The following is an 18,320-nucleotide window of genomic DNA, read 5'->3' as shown; positions in this document are numbered from 1 at the left end:
CGGCAACGCTCCCCAGGATCGCCTCGCCGACAGCACCGGGCTTACCCGTCATGGCCCGGGCCTGCTCTCCGGCCGCATTTCATATTCTGAACGATAAAAATGATCTTGAGGAGGATGACGATGAAGGAAGCTATCTGCTCGACGAACACTGGATCGGTGCGGCGCGGAAAAGGTGCCTTGACGGTATCGGGGTCGCTCGTCGCCGTGCTCGCGGGACTGGCCTGCGTCACGCCCGCCGCAGCGCAGACCGACGCTGAAACCGAGGCGGTTTCCACCGCGTCCCCGGCGGAGAACCCCGCCGAGAATATTGGCGACATCGTCGTGACGGCGCAGCGCCGCGAGGAATCGCTGTCCAAGGTTCCGGTTTCGGTTTCTGCCTTCAATTCCGAGATGTTGCAGGATCGCAACGTGTCCAGCGAACAGGATCTCGCCGCGCTCGTGCCAGGCCTGATCGTGAAGAGTGGCCAGAATTCGAACCAGATCAGCTTCACGCTGCGCGGTCAGACGCTCGATCCATTTTCCGGATCCAGCCCTGCCGTGCTGACCTATATCAACGAAGCGCCCCAGAGCGCCGGCAATACGTCGACGGCCTTCTTCGATTTCAGCTCGGTTCAAGTCCTGAAGGGCCCCCAGGGCACCCTTTTCGGACGCAACGCGACGGGCGGCGCGATCCTCTATGAAACCACCAAGCCCGGCGACGTGTTCGGGGGCTATGCAACGATCAAGGGCGGAGAACGCGACTATATCCAGCTCCAGGGTGCGCTCGATATCCCTCTCTCCGAAGCGGTGCGGGTACGTCTGGCCGGCGACTGGAACAAGCAGGACGGCTATATCCGCAACGCCAGGACCGGAAGCACGCTGGGAGACACCGACGCGGTTTCCGGCCGCGTGACCCTGGTGATCGAGCCGTCGTCGGGCTTCAAGAACACCACCGTGGCGCAGTATAGCGACTTCGGCGGCAGCGAAGGCGCCGGGGGCCTTTACTCCTATCACGCCTGCGGCGAGACCAACAACGGATACACGCTGACGGCGACCCTCGATTGCGTTTATGGGTTGAACAGCCCCTTTGCGCCGACGCTCGGCGACGGTCCGGAAGGCGAAGGCACCTGGCCCGGCGCGGTGCCGGGCTATCTCGCGTGGCAACAGCAGCATCCCTATGAAGTCTGGCTGAGCTATGATTTGCCGCACAAGGCGCACACGGCCTTCGTCACCAACACGACCGAGCTGGAAATCGGCGACGATCTCACGCTGAAGAATATCTTCAACTGGGCCGACGCCTTCGCGCGGACCCCTGGCATTCTCTCCGGCTCGCCCTTCGGGTCGCTCAACCTCTATAACCGCAGCGGCCTCGGCAACGGCCGGCCGGGCGGCGAGGAATTTTCGGTCAAGGCCATTTCGAACGAGCTGCAATTGCAGGGTAAGTCCGGGGCACTCGAATATATCGTCGGCGCCTTTTATTCTGATACCAAGAAGCGCGAATATATTCCCGTCATCGTCGGCGACGAACTGGCGACGCCGCTGGCCGACATTGCCTATTTCTACAACCAGCGGTCGGAATCGAAAGCGCTGTTCGCTCAGCTCAGCTACGAGTTGACAGACAAGCTGAAGGCGACCGCGGGCGGCCGCTACACCTGGGAAACGGCGAGGCTCGACCAGATTGAGGGAAGCCTGTTCAATCTCACCGGCACCACGCCGCTGCGTCAGAAGGCCAAGCTCAAAGACCCAAGCTGGACCTTCAACCTTCAGTATCAGATCGACTCGTCGAACATGGTCTATTTCTCCCAGCGCGGCAGCTTCCGTGCGGGCGGCTTCAACGGCGCGGTCGTGCCGTTCAACGATACCAACTTTTTCAAGAACGAGACCACTTACGATTTCGAGCTGGGCTATAAATTCGCCGGCTATCTCGGCGACATGCCAACGCGGTTCAACATCGCGGCCTATCGCCAGATCGTGAAGAATGCCCAGCATTCGATCTATGCGCTGGTGGGCGGCAATCCGGCCGCCTTCACGGTCAACGTGCCAGAGAAACGCATCCAGGGCTTCGAATTCGACGGCAATTTCAAACCTGCGTCATGGTTCGAATTCGGATTTTCCGGCGCCTATACCGACGCCAAGTTCACCAAGAATGTCGTGGACCTGTCGGCCGCCACCGGCGTCGCCGGCCTGACAATCCCGTTCGATACCTACACCGACGCTCCCAAATGGGCCGGTTCGGTCTATACCGTGATCGGGCTGCCGGTCCCCGAGGATCTGGGCGAGGTCAACCTGCGGACCGACGTGTTCGGGCAGACCAAGACCTATTTCTCCAACAATGAGGGTTCGATTACGCCGCGGACGCAGTTGCCGGGTTATGTCACGGTCGACATGCGGCTGAGCTGGGACGATATTAGCGGCAGCGGCTTCTCGGCTGCCATCTACGCCAAGAACCTGTTCGACAAGCTCTACTACAATTCGGGATATGTCGAAGGCGCTAGCGGTGGGTTCAACACCGCAATCTGGGGCGAGCCCCAGACGTTCGGCGCCGAAATTTCGGTGAAATTCTGATACACTTGCCCTGCCGGTTCGTCCGGCAGGGCTTTTTCCAAGATAGGACAGAAATATGGGTCGTCTGGACGGCAAGGTTGCGATCATCACGGGTGCGGCGCGCGGCATGGGGGAATCGCACGCACGGATATTCGCCCGCGAAGGCGCCAAGCTCGTGCTGACGGATCTGCGTGCCGACATGGGTCGTCAACTGGCCACGGAAATCGGCTCAGCGGCGATCTTCCTCGAACAGGATGTGACGTCGCCGCAGGATTGGGACAAGGTCGTTGCGGCCGCCGAGGAGAAATTCGGCCGGGTCGATATCCTCGTCAACAATGCCGGCATTCTTGGCCCCATGGCCTCGACCGCCGACCTTACCGACGAAGGTTATGATCAGGTTTGTCAGGTGAACCAGCATTCGGTATTTTATGGCATGCGCGCCGTCCTGCCGGCGATGCTGCGCGCCGGCTGCGGGTCGATCGTCAACATCTCGTCGATCGCCGGCATGGCCGCCAATTACGGCTTTCCCAGCATCGCCTATGTCGCCAGCAAGTTCGCGGTGCGCGGCATGAGCAAGGCGGTCGCCGTCGAATATGGCAAGGACAATATCCGGGTGAACTCGGTCCACCCGGGTTTCATCCAGACGCCGATGATGGTCGAGGCAACCGACGAAGGCGGCGGCGACGCCCTGCGCGAAATCCCGCTCGGCCGGATCGCCGCGCCTGAGGAAGTGTCGGCCCTCGTGCTGTTCCTCGCATCTGACGAGGCATCCTATGTGACCGGCGCCGAATATCTGGTCGATGCCGGAATGCTCGCACACTGACGACAAGCGAAGGTAGGCGTCCGCGACATCAGAATGATCGTGCGGGCGTCGAAACATGGCGCTGCCCGGCTCGCTCCAGCGCCGGGCGGCTGTGCCTGTCTGGGGCGTGATCATTTCGGATGACTGGAAACGACCGATCGCGGACGCGTTCTTTCTCTCTTTCGTCATTCCTCCAAACGCATAGATTCCTGTCAGCTTTGAATTTTCAGCTACGTCCAGCCCGACGTCACCGACGTCCTGAAGCGAGCGACGCGGGCGGAAGTCATCAGGCCTGGCGCCGGCAGCTATTGCTCGGGGAGGGCGAAGGCGACGACCGTGTCGCCCAGCTTGCTGCCGAGCAGCTTGTTGCCGCCCGCCGAGATGACCACGAACTGCCGGCCGCTGCGCGGCGAGATGTAGGTCATCGGGGTCGCCTGTCCGCCCGCCGGCAGGCGCGCCGTCCAAAGCTGCCGGCCGGTGGCGCTTTCGAACGCGCGGATCGCCCGGTCCTGCGTGGCGCCGACGAAGGTGAGCCCGCCGGCGGTCGAAGTCGGACCGCCCGTATTGGGCATGCCGGTGGGTAGCGGCACATGCGAAGCGATACCCCAAGGCCCTGCATCGCGCGTCGTACCGAGCGTTTCGGCCCACATGATCTTGCCCGTTCGGATGTCTATCGATGCGATCCGGCCAAAGGGCGGCTGATTGCAAGGCACTCCCAGCGGCGAGAGGAAGGGATGGTTGGTGACGGCATAGGGCGTGCCCATCTGTGCCATGACGGCAAAGCTGCCCTTGCCGCCGGGGCGGACCGGCTCGACACCCATGGCGTCGGCCTCCCGGCGCGCGATCAATTGCGTGTAATTGGGCACATGGCTCATGTTGACGATCAGCCGCCCGGTGCGCGCGTCGACCGTCAGGCCGCCCCAGTTGGTGCCGCCGAGATAGCCGGGATAGGTGATCGAGGGCGTCAGGCCGGGGGGCGTGAAGATGCCGTCATAGCGGGCCTCGCGAAACTTGATGCGGCACCACAGCTGGTCGAGCGGCGTGAGGCCCCACATCGCCGCTTCGCTCAGTGGCGGGCCGGCGAGCGAGGCGATCGCGGAAAAGGGCTGGGTCGGCGACAGTCGCTCGCCATCTACGATGCCGTGCTGGGGCACGGGACGCTCTTTGACGGGCGCGATGGGCTTGCCGGTTTCACGATCGAGAAGGAATATCTCGCCCCGCTTCGTCGGCTGGAGCAGCGCCTTGCGCGGTCGGCCGGCGATGTCGATGTCGATCAACGTCGGTTGCGCGGGCGTGTCATAGTCCCACAGGTCGTGATGCACGGTCTGGAACACCCAGCGCGATGCACCGGTCTCGAGGTCGATCGCGACCACCGATGTCCCGTATTTCTCGTCGAACGGACGCCGCTGTCGGCCGTAATAGTCGGGGGTCGGATTGCCGAGCGGCGCATAGACCAGGCCCAAGGTCTCGTCGGCGCTCATCGGGCCCCAGCTGTTGGGAGTCGAGAGCGTATAGGTCTGGCCCTCGGCGGGCTCGCCATGATCGTCCGGCCGGCCCACGTCGAAAGCCCATAGGAAGCGGCCGGTGCGGGCGTCGAAGGCGCGGATGACGCCTGACGGCTCGCCCCAATATTGATTGTCGGTAACCCATCCGCCGACGATGATGCGACCACGCGCGATCGTCGGTGCGGAGGTCGGGTAATAGTAGCCGGGAATGCGGACACCCATGCCCTTGAGCAGCGATACCTCGCCGTTTCGGCCGAAGTCGGCGCAGCGGCGTCCGGAACGGCGATCGACCGCGAGCAGCCGGGCGTCGACCGTATTCGTGATGATCCGTTCGCTGCAGTCGCCGGTCATGCCGGGAACCTTGTAATATGCGACGCCGCGACAACCCGCGCTCTTGACCCCGGTAAGGTCGACATTCGCGTCATGGCGCCACAGCTGTCGCCCCGTCTCCGCGTCGAGCGCGACGATATCATTGACGCCGGTGCACAGATACAGCGCGTCGCCGACCCTGATCGGCGTGGCTTGCAACCCGCCCTTGCCGATCTCGTTCACGGTGCCGACCCGCCAGGTCCACGCGATTTTCAGGTCGGCGACGTTAGCGGGCGTGATCGCGTCGGCGGGACTGAAGCGCGTTCCTGCAAGGCTGCCGCCGAAATGGGCCCAGCCTGCGTCTGCCGCCGTCGCCCGGCCGCCCGCGACCGTGGGGCCGCCGGGGGCTCTCGTCTCGGGCCACAGGACGAGGGCGAGGAGGGTGCAACCGATGGCGATCGCCGCCGCTGCTCCTGATCTTATCGGCCGGCGCGACAAAAGCCTTGAAACGCGTTGGGGAAGGAAAAGCAGGCCGAGGAGGAGAGGGACAGGAAGCCTTGGCAGCAGGCCCCATGGGTTGCCGCGGGTCTCCCACGCCGACCATAGCAGGGTCAGGAACAGGAAGGCGGCATAGATCATCCTGCCGCGCGGATCGCGGCGATGGCGCAGCCAGCCGGCGAAAAGCAACAACACGCCCGCCAGCGCGTAATAGAATGTTCCCCCGAGCCGAAGCAGCGCAATGCCGCCGACCAGCATGGCGAGCCCCAAGGCGACGACGAGCAGCGTCCCCGCTAGGGCGCCGATACGAATGGCGAGCGACCGATCGTCGCGGCTTCCGGCCAGCGTCATCACCAACATCCTTCTCCGCCGTTCTCGTCCCCTGCCTCGCTATTGTTCAGGAGCCGTAAGCCTAATTACGATTAGATTGGAATTGCTATTCGAACTTGTCAATGCCGATGGCGCGGGAGCATGGTGTGTCCGACCAAGCTGCAGCCGAGATACAATGTCCGGCCCCGAACAGGATGAATGGAGCCAGAGCGTGACGAGAAGCGAGCGGACCAAAGCGCGGATATTGATCGCGGCGGAACGACTTTTCGCGCAGCGGGGTATCGAAGGAACGTCGCTGCGTGAAATCTCGGCGGCGGCCGGCCTGGCGAACACTTCGAGCGTGCAATATCATTTCGGCGGTAAGGACGAGCTTCTGCAAGGCCTGTTCACCCATCGCATGCTCCAGATGGAGGCGCGGCGCGGGGCGATGCTGGAACGGGCCGAAGATGGCGGGCTCTTGGACGACATGCGGACCTTGATGGATATCATCTGCTTGCCGCATATCGATTTGGCGGATCGCGACGGCCGCTACTGCTACGCCGAGTTTCTGGCTCAATATCTTTTGCGATACCGGCCGCCTGTCGGTCCGATCGCCGATCCGCCCGAACTGCCGGCGCCGGTCAATTTATATCGGGTGCAGCAACTGATTCGCGCGCGTCTCGATCACTTGCCGGAGGATGTGATCGTCCGGCGCCTGATCGTCGCCGTGCTCGGATTTCTTGCCGTCCTGATAAACCATAAGTCGTTCGAGCAGGGCGCCGGTCCGGGGCTGGACGTGGCCTTATCCGACACGCTCGAACAGATCGCGTCGGCCATGTCAGCGCCGTTCTCCGGCAACGCCGTTCGGAGCATGCCGACCTCGCAGGCCTGAGCAGCCACTAAACTCTCTGCAGTAGCGACGGTGAGGGCCGGACACGCTGCCGACGCGCAAGTTTCATAATGTATCACTTGCGTTAAAACCTAATTTCAATTAGGCAATGTTCAGCGGTCGAAGGCGCCACGAGTCGCGCTGCCCACTGCCCAAGAAAAGCCGGCCAGAAAACGGCTCGGCGACAGGAGAGTGAACAATGCGCTTGCGACTTCGTGACCGACTATCTGCGATGCTGTCTCGCCCTTTGGGTCGGTCGTTGGGTTCGAAGGCGGCACTAAGGCTGCAGGCCGGGGTCGCAGCGCTGATGCCGGCCGCGCTGATGGCCCAGACTGTGCTGCCGGAGCCACAGATTCCGACCTCCGAATTTGCAGGACGGGTCGCCGCCGATACGCAAGCGCGTTGGCCGAAGTCGCCGCAGGCACCGAAGGGCGCGCCGAACGTGATCCTGATCCTGACCGACGACGTCGGATATGGAGCGACGACGGCCTATGGCGGCCCCATTCCGACGCCGAACTTCGACGCGCTCGGCCAGCGGGGCTTGCGCTACACGGGCTACAACAATTCGGCGATCTGTTCGGCAACGCGCGCAGCATTATTGACCGGCCGCAATGAGCATAGGGTCGGAATGGGCACGGTGACGAACGCGCCGACCGGTTATGAGGGCTATACGAGCGTGATGCCCAAATCGGCAGGAACGATCGCCGAAATTCTGAAGCAGAACGGCTATATGACCGCGGCCATCGGCAAGTGGCATCTGGTCCCCGAATGGGAGGAAAGCCAGGTCGGACCGTTCGATCGCTGGCCGACGCAGCAGGGTTTCGACTATTATTACGGCTTCATCGGTGCCGACACCGATCAGTTCGCGCCGTCATTGATGAACGGGACGACGCCGGTCGAACCGCCGCATGACGATCCGACCTACATCCTCGACAAGGATCTGGCCGACCGCGCCGTAACGTGGATCGACCAACGGCGGCAACTGGCGCCCGACAAGCCGTTCTTCATGTATTATGCGACCGGCAGCAATCATGCGCCGCACCAGGCGCCGCCCGAATGGCTGGCGAAGTTTCGCGGCAAGTTCGATCAGGGCTGGGACGCGATGCGCGAGGAAAGTTTCGCGCGGCAGAAAAAGATGGGGATCGTCCCGTCAGACGCCAAGCTGACGCCCAGGCCGCCCTTCATTCCCGCCTGGTCGTCGCTTTCGCCTGATCAGAAGAGAGTCTTTTCGCGGCAGATGGAGGCCTATGCGGCCCAGCTTTCCTATGCCGATGCACAGATCGGACGGGTCTTCGATCACCTCAAGGCCGAGGGGCAGCTCGACAACACGATGATCATCTTCGTGCAGGGCGACAATGGCGCGAGCGGCGAAGGCGCACAGCAGGGTTCGCTCTACGAGCAGGCCTTTATCAACCAATATGCCGAGCCGTTCGAGGATCTGCTGCAAAATATCGACAAGATCGGCGGACCCGAGACCTACAGCAACTATCCGACGGGCTGGGGCTGGGCGATGAACACCCCGTTCCAGTATTACAAGCAGACCGCCTCGCATTTCGGGGGGCTGCGCGACGGGATGATCATATCCTGGCCGCAGAAAATCAAGGATGTGGGCACGCTGCGGCCGCAGTTCCACTATGTGACCGACATCGTTCCCACGATCCTCGAAGCGACGGGCGTCGGGGCGCCGACGGTGCTGAACGGCGCGCAGCAGATGCCGATCGACGGCATTTCGATGGCCTATACCTATACGGCGCCAAAGGTGCCGTCGCGGCGGCGCACGCAGGTGTTCGAGGTGATGCAGAATCTGGGCATCTATCATGACGGCTGGTGGGCGGGCACCACGCCGACCAATGCCCCGTGGGAATTCTTCAAGTCGGTGGGGACCAGCGATCCGAACGATCGCAACTGGGAACTCTATCATATCGCGGAAGACTATTCGCAGTCGAAGGATCTCGCCAAGTCCAACCCCAAGAAGCTGCTCGAGATGCAGCAGATCTTCTGGGCGGAGGCGGCGCGCAACAAGATATTGCCGATCCACAGCGCGACCGAAGGCGCCGCTGGCGTCCCGACCATGCGCGGCAACCGCACCAGCTTCACCTTCAAGCCCGGCCTGACCCGCGTGCCGCCGCGCGCGGCGCCGGAGACGATCGGCCACAGCTACAGCATCACTGCGGACATGACGCTGAAGGATGCGCAGACCGAGGGCGTGATCGTGACGCATGGCGGCAAGTTCGGCGGCTATGCCCTCTATCTCGACGGAGGTGTGCCGGTTTTCCACTATAATGCGATCGGTCAGCGCCAATATCAGGTGCGTGGTGGTCAGGCGATAACCGCGGGCAATCACAAGCTGAAAGCGGTGTTCAAGAGCGACGAGCCCAAGGGCGGATCGGGCGGCACGATGACGCTGTTCGTCGATGGCAAGCAGGTCGGTTCCGGACGGATCGACGCGACGCTCTTCGCGCGCATATCGCTCTATGAGGGCTTCGACGTCGGGCAGGATACGATCTCTCCCGTCAACAAGGATTACACGATCGCGACCAGCAAGTTCCAAGGCGAACTGGCGAGCGTCACCTTTGACATGGAAAAATGAGCATTTGCGCCGAGTAGCTGCGCGGATTTCACGGTGGGCCACCTCTCCCAAGGATGAGGCGCGCGACCACACACATATTCTCGACCCGGAATACCGGGCGAACCGACGCCGCCGCCTTTCGCGACGGAAAGGGTAGAGGAGAGGGTTATGAAAAAGCATTTTGGCAAGCGCCGCGAATGGCTTTCGAGCGCACGCACGGGTACCCTGCTGGCGCCGCTCGCGATCATGGCGGTACCCGCGGCCGCCAGCGCGCAAACGGCCGATCCGGCTCGCGATGCGGCACCGGCGCAGTCGACCGAACCCGTGGAAGAGGCGGCGCAGGCCGACCCGGCCGGGGGCGACATCATTGTCACGGCGCAACGCCGCAACGAAAACCTGATGAACGTGCCCGTCGCGATTTCGGCCTTCAGCGGCGAGACGCTCGCGACCTCGGGCATCACCAATGTTCAGGCCATTCAGGTCGCGACCCCCGCACTGGTCATCAACAACACCGGTCCCAACGTTCAGCCCTTCATCCGCGGCGTGGGCAGCCGCCTGCTTCAGAACGGGTTCGATCCCAGCGTCGCGACCTATATCGACGGACGCTATATCTCGCGTCAGACCGCGATCTCGATGGACCTTTTCGACGTCCAACGGGTCGAGGTGTTGAAGGGACCGCAGGGCGTGCTGTTCGGCCGCAACGCGTCGGCGGGCGCCATCCGCGTCATCACCAATGAGGTGAGCAACGATGCCGAGGGCATGTTCAAGATCGGCTATGGCAACTATAATCAGCTGACGGCGCAAGCGATGGGCAACATGCCGCTGTCCGACAATTTCGGGATTCGCATCGCGGGACTGACAGAACAGCGGGACGGCTTTGCCGCCAACATCGACCCGCGCGGACGGCGCGAATGGGATGACAAGAGCCTCTCGGCGGTGCGCGGCAAGGCGCGTTTCGACAATGGCACCGTCGATGCCAATCTGACGCTGAGCTATTGGCGGCAGAATGACGAAGCGGGCAACGACACGGTCGCGCTCGGCCCCTTGCAATATCACACCGGGATCGTTCGCGGTGGCACCACCGGCATCGGCCTGAAGCAGGTGTCAACGCAGGTCACCAAGCCGATCACCAAGCGCGAGTTTGCCGGTGAGTTCGATCTGGGAATCGACCTTGGCGGCGCGCGCCTGTCGTCGATCACCAGCTACGCCAATCTGAAGAATGTGCTGAACTTCGACGGCGACGGCACTAGCACGGTGCTGGTCGATGCCTTCATCCAGGAAAGGGCGAAGACCTTCGCGCAGGAAGTCCAGATCAGTTCGGACAACGGAGGCCCGATCGAATGGATCGCCGGCGCCTATTTCTTCAAGGACAAGGTCGGCTACGATATCTTTATCGATAATGGTACGCGACTTTTTTCGCAGGGGCATCAACGCGTCGAAACCACCTCCTATGCGGGCTTTGCCCAGCTAGGCTGGAATCTGACCGATTCGCTCAAACTTGTCGTGGGTGGGCGCTATACGACCGACAAGAAATCGGTCAACCTGACGCCCTCGGACTATCTGGGTATTCCGACCGTTTCGCCCTCCAATTCGGACAAGGCGTCCTGGTCGAAGTTCACGCCGACCGCGACGATCGAGTATAGCTTCGCCGATACCCTGCTCTACGCGAAGTTCGCGCGCGGTTTCAAAAGCGGCGGCTATAACTATCCCTATGGCGGCCCGGGCCCGGTCAATCCCGAGGTGCTCGACATGTACGAACTTGGCCTGAAGAGCAGCCTGTTCGACCGCAGGGTGCGGCTCACGCTCTCGGGCTATAATTACGATTATAAGGATCTCCAGGTGTCGCGCGCGGCCACCGAGGGCAGCGCAGTGATCATCACCCAGAACGCCGCGAACGCTCGCCTCTATGGTGTCGACGCCGACTTGAACTGGAGCGTCACGGACGACCTGACCCTGTCCGGCGGCTTTGCCTGGCAGCATTCCGAATATAGCAATTACGACCTTGCCACGGTGAAGGTGTTTCGTGCCCTCCAGCCTGGAGGCAGCGGGCCCGGCATGATCGATATCGCTTATGATGCGCAGGGCGAGCAATTGCTGCGCGCGCCGAAATTCTCGGCCTATGCGTCGCTCAACTATGCCATTCCGGCGGGATCAGGGACGATACCCGTCAACATCGCCTATTCTTACAAGGGTGCCTATAATTTCGATTTCGTCGCCGACCCATCGACCGATGTGCTGCGCCAGAAAGCCTATCACCTCGTCAACGGGCGGATCGGATATGAGCCCGGCAACGGCGGGTGGTCGGTTGGCCTGTGGGTCAACAATCTGTTCAAGGAGCGTTATTTCGACGACGTCGTGGCGGCCGGCACCGGGATCCGCGGTTCCTATGGCGCGCCGCGGACCTATGGCGCCGACGTGACATTCAGGTTCTGACCAGCTTTCGGCGGCCGCGGTGGACCGCGGCTGCCCCCTTCCGGAAAGGGGCATGCGTGACAGGCAAACTCCGCCCCATTTGGGCAGCAAGCCTGACGGCGCTCGCACTGACGCCGCTCGTGCCGACTTTGGCGCAAACGTCGGCGCCAGACATCTCCGTGACCTGGCCGACGGCGGCGGTGCCCGCCAAGGGGACGCCCAATGTGCTGGTGATCCTGACCGATGACGTCGGCTTCGGTGCCAGTTCGACCTTTGGCGGACCGGTTCCGACGCCCGTCTATGATGACTTGGCCAGCCGCGGGCTGCGCTACAACGCCTATCACAACAGCGCGATCTGTTCGGCGACCCGCGCCGCGCTATTAACCGGACGCAATCCGCACAATGTCGGCATGGGGCGCGTCACCAATGCTGCGACTGGCTATCCGGGCTACACCGGATTCATTCCGCCGTCGGCGGGCACGGTTGCCAAAACGCTGCTGCGGGCGGGATTTCGCACCGCCGCCTTCGGGAAATGGCACCTCATTCCGGATTGGGAGGAAGGGCCCGAAGGCCCATTCGACCGCTGGCCGACGGGCATGGGTTTCCAAGATTATTATGGCTTCATCGGTGCCGACACCGATCAATATCATCCCGCCCTTTATAGCGGTACGACACCGGTGGCGCCGCCCGGTTCGCCGGGCTATCTGCTGGACGCCGACCTAGCGGATCACGCATCGCAATGGATCCGGCAGCAACGGCAACTGTCGCCAGAGCGGCCCTTTTTCATCTATTTCGCGACCGGCGCGACCCATTCTCCGCATCATGTGCCCCGGGAATGGATCGCGCGCTTCAAGGGGCGGTTCGACGCTGGCTGGGACGAAATTCGCAAAGAGACGTTTCGGCGGCAAAAGGCCATGGGCATCATCCCGGCGGACGCGAAGCTGACGCCGCGGCCGGACTTCCTGCCGGCCTGGTCGTCGCTCTCGGTGGAGCAGAGGCGATTGTTCGCTCGGATGATGGAAGTCTATGCCGCGCAGCTCGCATTTTCCGACGCCCAGATCGGCAAGCTGATCACGGCGCTGCGCCAGTCGGGCGCGTTGGACAATACGCTCGTCATCTTCAGCCAGGGCGACAACGGCGCCAGCGCGGAGGGGGGCGGCACCGGATCGCTTTTCGAACAGGCCTTCATGAACCGGTTCGACGAATCGGTCGAAGAAATGCTGACTCATATCGACGATCTGGGCGGCGCCGCCTCCTACGGCAATTATCCAGCCGGCTGGGGCTGGGCGATGGGTGCGCCCTTTCAATATTACAAGCAGACCGCTTCGCATCTCGGCGGGGTACGCAACGATCTGGTCATGTCGTGGCCAGCGCGGATCAAGGATGTCGGAACCGTGCGGCCGCAGTTTCATTTCGCATCCGACATCGTTCCCACGATATTGGAAGCGACGGGCATCGCGGCCCCCGAAACTCTTGACGGCGTGCGACAAAAGCCGCTGGATGGGATCAGCATGGTCTATAGTTTCGCGGACGCCGCTGCTCCATCGCGCCGCGGGACGCAAGTGTTCGAGACGATGCAGAATCTGGGCATCTACCATGATGGCTGGTGGGCCGGCACGGTCCCGCTCGAGGCGCCGTGGGACTTCTTCAAGCCGAACCAGAAGTCGGGCGCTGCCGATCGCGAATGGCAGCTTTACGACCTGCGCTCGGATTATGCGCAGGCGGTCGATCTGTCGAAGCGCAATCCCCGGAAGCTGAAGGACATGCAGGCCCTGTTCTGGGCCGAGGCCAAAGCGAACAATATCCTGCCGATTCACGCGCCTTGGGAGGGGGCCAAAGGGCGCCCGTCGGCACTACCCACGGGGAACAACCTGATCTTCAGGGGCGCGATATCGCGCCTGCCGACGACCGCGGCGCCCAATCTGGTCGGCAAGTCCTTTAGCATCGAAGCCGATGTTGAAATCGATCGCGACCGGGCCAATGGTGTGATCGTCACCCACGGCGGCCGCTTTGGAGGCTATGCCCTGTATCTGGAACGGGGCGTGCCGGTCTTTCACTATAATGCGCTGGGGGCGGAGCAGTATAGCATGCGCGCCGAGGGTACCTTGTCCGCCGGTCGTCATCGGGTGCGCCTGACGTTCCGGATCGCCCGTCCGGTCCCGGGATCGGGCGGCGAATTCCGGCTATTCGTGGATGGGCGGGATGCCGCGTCGGTCCACGCCGGGCGCACGATCGCTACGCGCAATTCGCTGCGCGAGGGAATGGACATAGGGCTGGACACGCTTACACCCGTCAACGATGCCTACACGATCGACGGCAGCGTTCTGCAAGGCAAGGTGAACGAGGTCGGCTTTACCGTGGCGGATTGAGGATCGGAACGGAACGAAGCCCCATGGCTGCCAATGACCCACAGCATATGCGCGATCTCGCCGATGCGCGGCCGGGGATGCGGTTCATCTCCGGCGCCTCTTTCGCGATGGGGTCCGACAGCTTCTACCCCGAAGAAAGCCCGGTCAGGAAGGTCCGCGTCGATCCGTTCTGGATCGACGAGACGCCTGTAACCAACCGGGAATTCGCGGCTTTTGTTCAGGCGACCGGCCATGTGACCTTGGCCGAAATCGCACCCGATCCGCGCGACTACCCCGATATGCCGCCTGAGATGGCGCGGCCGGGATCGCTGGTCTTCGACAAGACGTGCGGCCCTCTCCGCATGAACGACTTTACCCAATGGTGGAGCTTCAGCTTTGGCGCCGATTGGCGCCATCCTTGGGGGCCTCACAGCGATCTGGCAGGGCTGGAGGATCATCCCGTCGTCCAGGTCGCCTATCAGGACGCTCTCGCCTTTGCGCGATGGTCGGGCAAGGACTTGCCGACCGAGGCCGAGTGGGAGCTCGCCGCGCGTGGAGGGCTCGACGGACGGGAGTTCGCTTGGGGCGATGAGCTCGCCCCGAACGGCGCCGTGCTGGCGAACTATTGGCACGGGATGTTTCCCTACGAGAATCTGTCGCCCGATGGCTGGGAAAGGACGTCGCCCGTTCGCACCTATCCGGCCAACGATCATGGGCTGTTCGACATGATCGGCAACGTCTGGGAATGGACACTCGACTGGTGGTCACTGCCGTCGATCCCCAAGAAGAAATTCAAGGGCGCCTGCTGCGTGCCGGCCAATCCGCGAGGGGGAAGGGAAGTCGGGAGCCGCGACCCTTGCACTCCCGAGGTCAGGATCGGGCGCAAGGTCCTGAAGGGAGGCTCGCACCTGTGCGCACCCAACTATTGTCAGCGTTACCGACCCGCCGCGAGGCATCCGCAGCCTGTCGATGATGCCACCAGCCATATCGGATTCCGTTGCGTCGTCCGTCAGACAGGCGGCTAAAGGGCAGGAGGATTGTGCGTTGCCCAGAGCGATACGCGCTCAATGCAACGCGCGAGTTGCTTGGCCGTGCTCGAACCGACGGCGTACATGGACCACGGTGTATACTCTCCCAATCCAAAAGGGCCGAGTTGGGGAGAGGTGCGACAGGTGAGAATGGTCACAATTTCAGCTACGCGCCTCATGTCGGCCATTGCGACCAGCGTCGGCTAGCACCCGAAAGCCGACCTTCGACTTGGCGTAGGCTGTGCGGCTGATCTAACCCGTGAGGCCTTGCCTGCCGGGGGCATCATTTTCCCGGGAACCGGCATTCCCGTGTGGGATATTCGGAAGCGTGCGGGGCCGTAATCGCGTCAAATGGCCTGTCCGCCTTGTCTCCGCCAAGATGGCCGCGCCGATCCGATTATTGCTGGCTGAGTGACCGATAATAGCGAAAGCCTTGGCCCGGGGCGGGCTCGAACTTGAAGCATTGGGCATAATTGTCAATCGCCTGCATCACCCCCAACAAGGCGCCGGGTGCAAAAGCCTGCGTCTGTCCACTGCTCCAGTGCGAGAGGAAATTTGCGGTGATCGTCGCAACCGCGATGTTGAGGCCTTGCACTTGGGCCGCGGTCAGAATGAGACTGTTTGCGTTGCCATGCAACCTGACCTGCGCGTCGATAGCGCCGATCAAAAGGCCCGCCATTCTTCGATCGTCGCCGAGCGCGATATCCATTGGTACCGGGATCTTGCACCGTATGATGATGTCTTCGAGCATATACTCGATATATTGACGGATGCGCGGCGCGGCGTCCTGCGCGTTACCGGCGTTGAGCAGGTCGAGCGTGGCGTCGCGAACGCGATTGACCGCATTCGACTGCGGCAGCACCGCAGTCCTCGGCGTCCCTTCGATCCGTTGATGCGACCAGCCCGCCGTCGAGCCGTTGGTATTGAAATATTTCTCGAGCAATGTGTCATGGCTGAGCAGAATGACCTGCGGACCATCGAGCGTGAGGGGGCGGCTGAAGCGGGTCCGGATGACTTCCATCAAATGGAATTGATGGCCCGCGTCGAGGCTCGAGGTCACATCGTCCAAGAGCAGAAATTTCGCGGCGCCCGAATAGAGCGACGCGGCCGCCAGATAGACCGAAATCGCAAAGGCATTTCGGAAGCTCTCGGAAAGCAGCGATTGGGCCGAGACGTTGCTATGGTCGTGGAACATTGCGAGCGAAAGCTGGAGGTCCTCGCCACCCGCGCGCTTCGAAATGGCAGGTACCACCGGATCGAAGATGATGTTCTGGAAAAGATCCTGGCATAGCGGTTCCACCGCCGCGAGCCGCCGTGCGGCGGCCTCGGACTCGGCTTGCGAGAAAGCGCCCGATGCATCAGCAAGGAAGGTCCGCACGCGCTCGATACGGTCGAGCTCGACGTCGAGCGCTGCCAGCGCCGCCAGGAGTTGATCGAGCTTCGTGAAGGCAGTCTGCAGCCGGCGCGCGGCCTCGACCTTTTCGGTCACGGCCACCAGCGATGCGGGGAGCCTTTTTTCGATCTCATCCTTTGCCGCCACGGTTGCCGCGAGCGCGGATGCGGCGCGGGTGCGCAGGATATCGACGCGGGTTTGCAGGTGGATCGCGGTCGGCTCGGTGAATTCCTGTTTTGCAATTCCGGACTTGGCCGCCGGGATCAAGAGCGCTTCACCCTCTTGCTGCAATGACTTTTCCAGTTCCCCGATCTTATCCCAATCTGCGGCCGCCCAGCTTTTGAGGAGCTTGTCGGATGCGGCGGTCACCGCGTCGTAAAGTGCGACCTTGTGCCTCGCGTGGTCGAGGACTGAGGTTTCGCCTGTTCGATCGCACGCCGGACAGATGGACTTGTCGGCCCAGGCGTCGCTCTCGGTGATTTCTTTCGCTGTGCGGTAAAGGCGAAGAAACGTCTCGCCCTGTGTCTGCGCGAGCGCCGTGTCGCGTTCGCGGGCGATATCGACGAGCCCGGTAACCTGGTCGCTTGTCGGCAAGGCGGCGATCGCCTTGTTCCACCAATCTTCGTCGCGCAGCAGCTGGGCGAGACGATCCCGGTCGGGGCCGCCCTCGGCTTCGCGCACCGACACGAGGCACTCGTCCGCCGAAATCTGATCGAAAGTCTTTCCAGCGCACCTCGGCTGAATGAGGGGTATGTTATACAGAATCGCATGCGCCTTGGTCTGTAATTCGGCGTGCGAAAGGTGGCCTGCATCTTCGCCAACGAGGTGAAGATAGGATTCGCGGATGGCAGCGCGCTCCTGACCAATTTGGTCTTCGATCAGTAGCTTGCGGCCATTCTTGCTGTTGAAGTCGAAGTGATTGTTGAACGCGCGCGTGTTAGCGAGTGTTTGCAAGGACTGGCGTAGAGCGGAATATTGGCCAAGCCCGAGAAGCCCGGAGAAGGATCGGCCGCGGTTCAGGGGCGTATCGTCGATGAAGCGCTGGAAGGTCTTGGCATCGAGAAGTACGAACTCGCGGTTGAGTTCCCCGAGCAAGGCTTCGCCGTCGCGGCCATCGCTGACAGTAACGGTTCTGACCCCGGCGCTGCTACGCATCACGCTGACGTCGATCGCAGGACCCGCTTGCCCGGGTTGGAGTGAGAGCGTGATTGTTCCGCTGTTGCCGGGGTGGAAGCGATTGAGATAGTAAGAGCCGCCTTGCTCGGCGGCGGGAAGCGCGTCGAGTTTCGGGATGGCTCCCGTCAATGCAAAGGTAACAGCCTCGAAAATTGAACTCTTTCCGACGCCATTCGGCGCAAAGACTGAATTTACTTTTTCGGTGTGGAAGCTGAGTTCAAGCGGCGAACCGGCATTGTTGATGCCGCGAAAGCCTTCGATCGAAATTTGACGGAGGAGCCAGGTCATTCGGTGCCGTCCGTACCATCGGCTGGCGCCGGAACGGCTGCGGCGCTCGCTTCGAAAAGCAAGTTCCAGATCGCCGCGGAGTCGAGGGTGCGTCCGGATGCAAGCGGCTCCAGGTGGGGCGTCAATGCAGCGGCGAGCGGAGCATCGCCCGCCAGTTCATTGGCGAAAGCCGTGAGATTATCGGCTGTGCCCAACGCATCGTCGATCGCGAATTCATATGTCTTTTTGGCCATGGGATCCCCTCAAGCCGACGCGATAGCGCAAGCCTGAG

At 62.3% G+C, this 18,320-nt stretch carries 10 protein-coding genes; 7 read left to right on the top strand and 3 right to left on the bottom strand.

The window, feature by feature from the left end:
- Positions 1-120 precede the first annotated feature (120 nt).
- Positions 121-2,544 carry a TonB-dependent receptor gene (locus VFG17_RS11655; RefSeq protein WP_325029639.1) on the top strand — a complete coding sequence of 808 codons (2,424 nt, stop codon included), beginning with the start codon at positions 121-123 and terminating at the stop codon, positions 2,542-2,544.
- A 55-nt stretch (positions 2,545-2,599) separates the two neighbouring features.
- Positions 2,600-3,346 carry a glucose 1-dehydrogenase gene (locus VFG17_RS11650; protein WP_325029638.1) on the top strand — a complete coding sequence of 249 codons (747 nt, stop codon included), beginning with the start codon at positions 2,600-2,602 and terminating at the stop codon, positions 3,344-3,346.
- Positions 3,347-3,630: 284 nt separating this feature from the next.
- Here the strand turns inward: VFG17_RS11650 and VFG17_RS11645 are convergent, their stop codons facing one another.
- Positions 3,631-5,988 carry a membrane-bound PQQ-dependent dehydrogenase, glucose/quinate/shikimate family gene (locus VFG17_RS11645; protein WP_325029637.1) on the bottom strand — a complete coding sequence of 786 codons (2,358 nt, stop codon included), beginning with the start codon at positions 5,986-5,988 and terminating at the stop codon, positions 3,631-3,633.
- Positions 5,989-6,142: 154 nt separating this feature from the next.
- Here VFG17_RS11645 and VFG17_RS11640 point away from each other — a divergent pair, with 154 nt between their 5' ends.
- The 5 genes from VFG17_RS11640 to VFG17_RS11620 all read left to right on the top strand — a co-directional run bounded on the left by VFG17_RS11640 (position 6,143) and on the right by VFG17_RS11620 (position 15,189).
- The gene (locus VFG17_RS11640; protein ID WP_325029636.1) at positions 6,143-6,838 is read left to right on the top strand and encodes a TetR/AcrR family transcriptional regulator; all 696 of its coding nucleotides are present in this window, start codon (positions 6,143-6,145) and stop codon (positions 6,836-6,838) included.
- Between the two features lie 256 nt (positions 6,839-7,094).
- Positions 7,095-9,425 carry an arylsulfatase gene (locus VFG17_RS11635; protein WP_325029635.1) on the top strand — a complete coding sequence of 777 codons (2,331 nt, stop codon included), beginning with the start codon at positions 7,095-7,097 and terminating at the stop codon, positions 9,423-9,425.
- Between the two features lie 147 nt (positions 9,426-9,572).
- Positions 9,573-11,837, top strand: a complete 2,265-nt coding sequence (locus VFG17_RS11630) for a TonB-dependent receptor (protein WP_325029634.1) — start codon at positions 9,573-9,575, stop codon at positions 11,835-11,837.
- 56 nt (positions 11,838-11,893) lie between these two features.
- On the top strand, positions 11,894-14,185 hold the full coding sequence (locus tag VFG17_RS11625; RefSeq protein WP_325029884.1) for an arylsulfatase: 2,292 nt from the start codon (positions 11,894-11,896) through the stop codon (positions 14,183-14,185).
- 77 nt (positions 14,186-14,262) lie between these two features.
- The gene (locus VFG17_RS11620; RefSeq protein WP_325029883.1) at positions 14,263-15,189 is read left to right on the top strand and encodes a formylglycine-generating enzyme family protein; all 927 of its coding nucleotides are present in this window, start codon (positions 14,263-14,265) and stop codon (positions 15,187-15,189) included.
- Between the two features lie 400 nt (positions 15,190-15,589).
- On the opposite strand, the gene VFG17_RS11615 is transcribed toward VFG17_RS11620, so the two are convergent.
- Both VFG17_RS11615 and VFG17_RS11610 read right to left on the bottom strand, forming a co-directional pair.
- Positions 15,590-18,049: an AAA family ATPase gene (locus VFG17_RS11615; RefSeq protein ID WP_325029633.1), complete on the bottom strand. Its 2,460-nt coding sequence runs from the start codon at positions 18,047-18,049 to the stop codon at positions 15,590-15,592.
- The gene (locus VFG17_RS11610; protein ID WP_325029632.1) at positions 18,046-18,282 is read right to left on the bottom strand and encodes a hypothetical protein; all 237 of its coding nucleotides are present in this window, start codon (positions 18,280-18,282) and stop codon (positions 18,046-18,048) included. The genes VFG17_RS11615 and VFG17_RS11610 overlap by 4 nt, the downstream gene beginning before the upstream one ends.
- Positions 18,283-18,320: the final 38 nt, after the last annotated feature.

It is taken from the genome of Sphingopyxis sp. (assembly GCF_035686825.1).
Lineage (GTDB): Bacteria > Pseudomonadota > Alphaproteobacteria > Sphingomonadales > Sphingomonadaceae > Sphingopyxis.
The sequence above is the reverse complement of the archived record's forward strand: the minus strand, read 5'-3'. Positions and strand labels throughout refer to the sequence as shown.

Bases quoted from the DNA above. Each gene is read 5' to 3' on its own strand.
- VFG17_RS11655 (WP_325029639.1), top strand. From the start codon at position 121: ATGAAGGAAGCTATCTGCTCGACGAACACTGGATCGGTGCGGCGCGGA.
- VFG17_RS11650 (WP_325029638.1), top strand. From the start codon at position 2,600: ATGGGTCGTCTGGACGGCAAGGTTGCGATCATCACGGGTGCGGCGCGC.
- VFG17_RS11645 (WP_325029637.1), bottom strand. From the start codon at position 5,988: ATGACGCTGGCCGGAAGCCGCGACGATCGGTCGCTCGCCATTCGTATC.
- VFG17_RS11640 (WP_325029636.1), top strand. From the start codon at position 6,143: ATGTCCGGCCCCGAACAGGATGAATGGAGCCAGAGCGTGACGAGAAGC.
- VFG17_RS11630 (WP_325029634.1), top strand. From the start codon at position 9,573: ATGAAAAAGCATTTTGGCAAGCGCCGCGAATGGCTTTCGAGCGCACGC.
- VFG17_RS11620 (WP_325029883.1), top strand. From the start codon at position 14,263: ATGCGGTTCATCTCCGGCGCCTCTTTCGCGATGGGGTCCGACAGCTTC.
- VFG17_RS11615 (WP_325029633.1), bottom strand. From the start codon at position 18,049: ATGACCTGGCTCCTCCGTCAAATTTCGATCGAAGGCTTTCGCGGCATC.
- VFG17_RS11610 (WP_325029632.1), bottom strand. From the start codon at position 18,282: ATGGCCAAAAAGACATATGAATTCGCGATCGACGATGCGTTGGGCACA.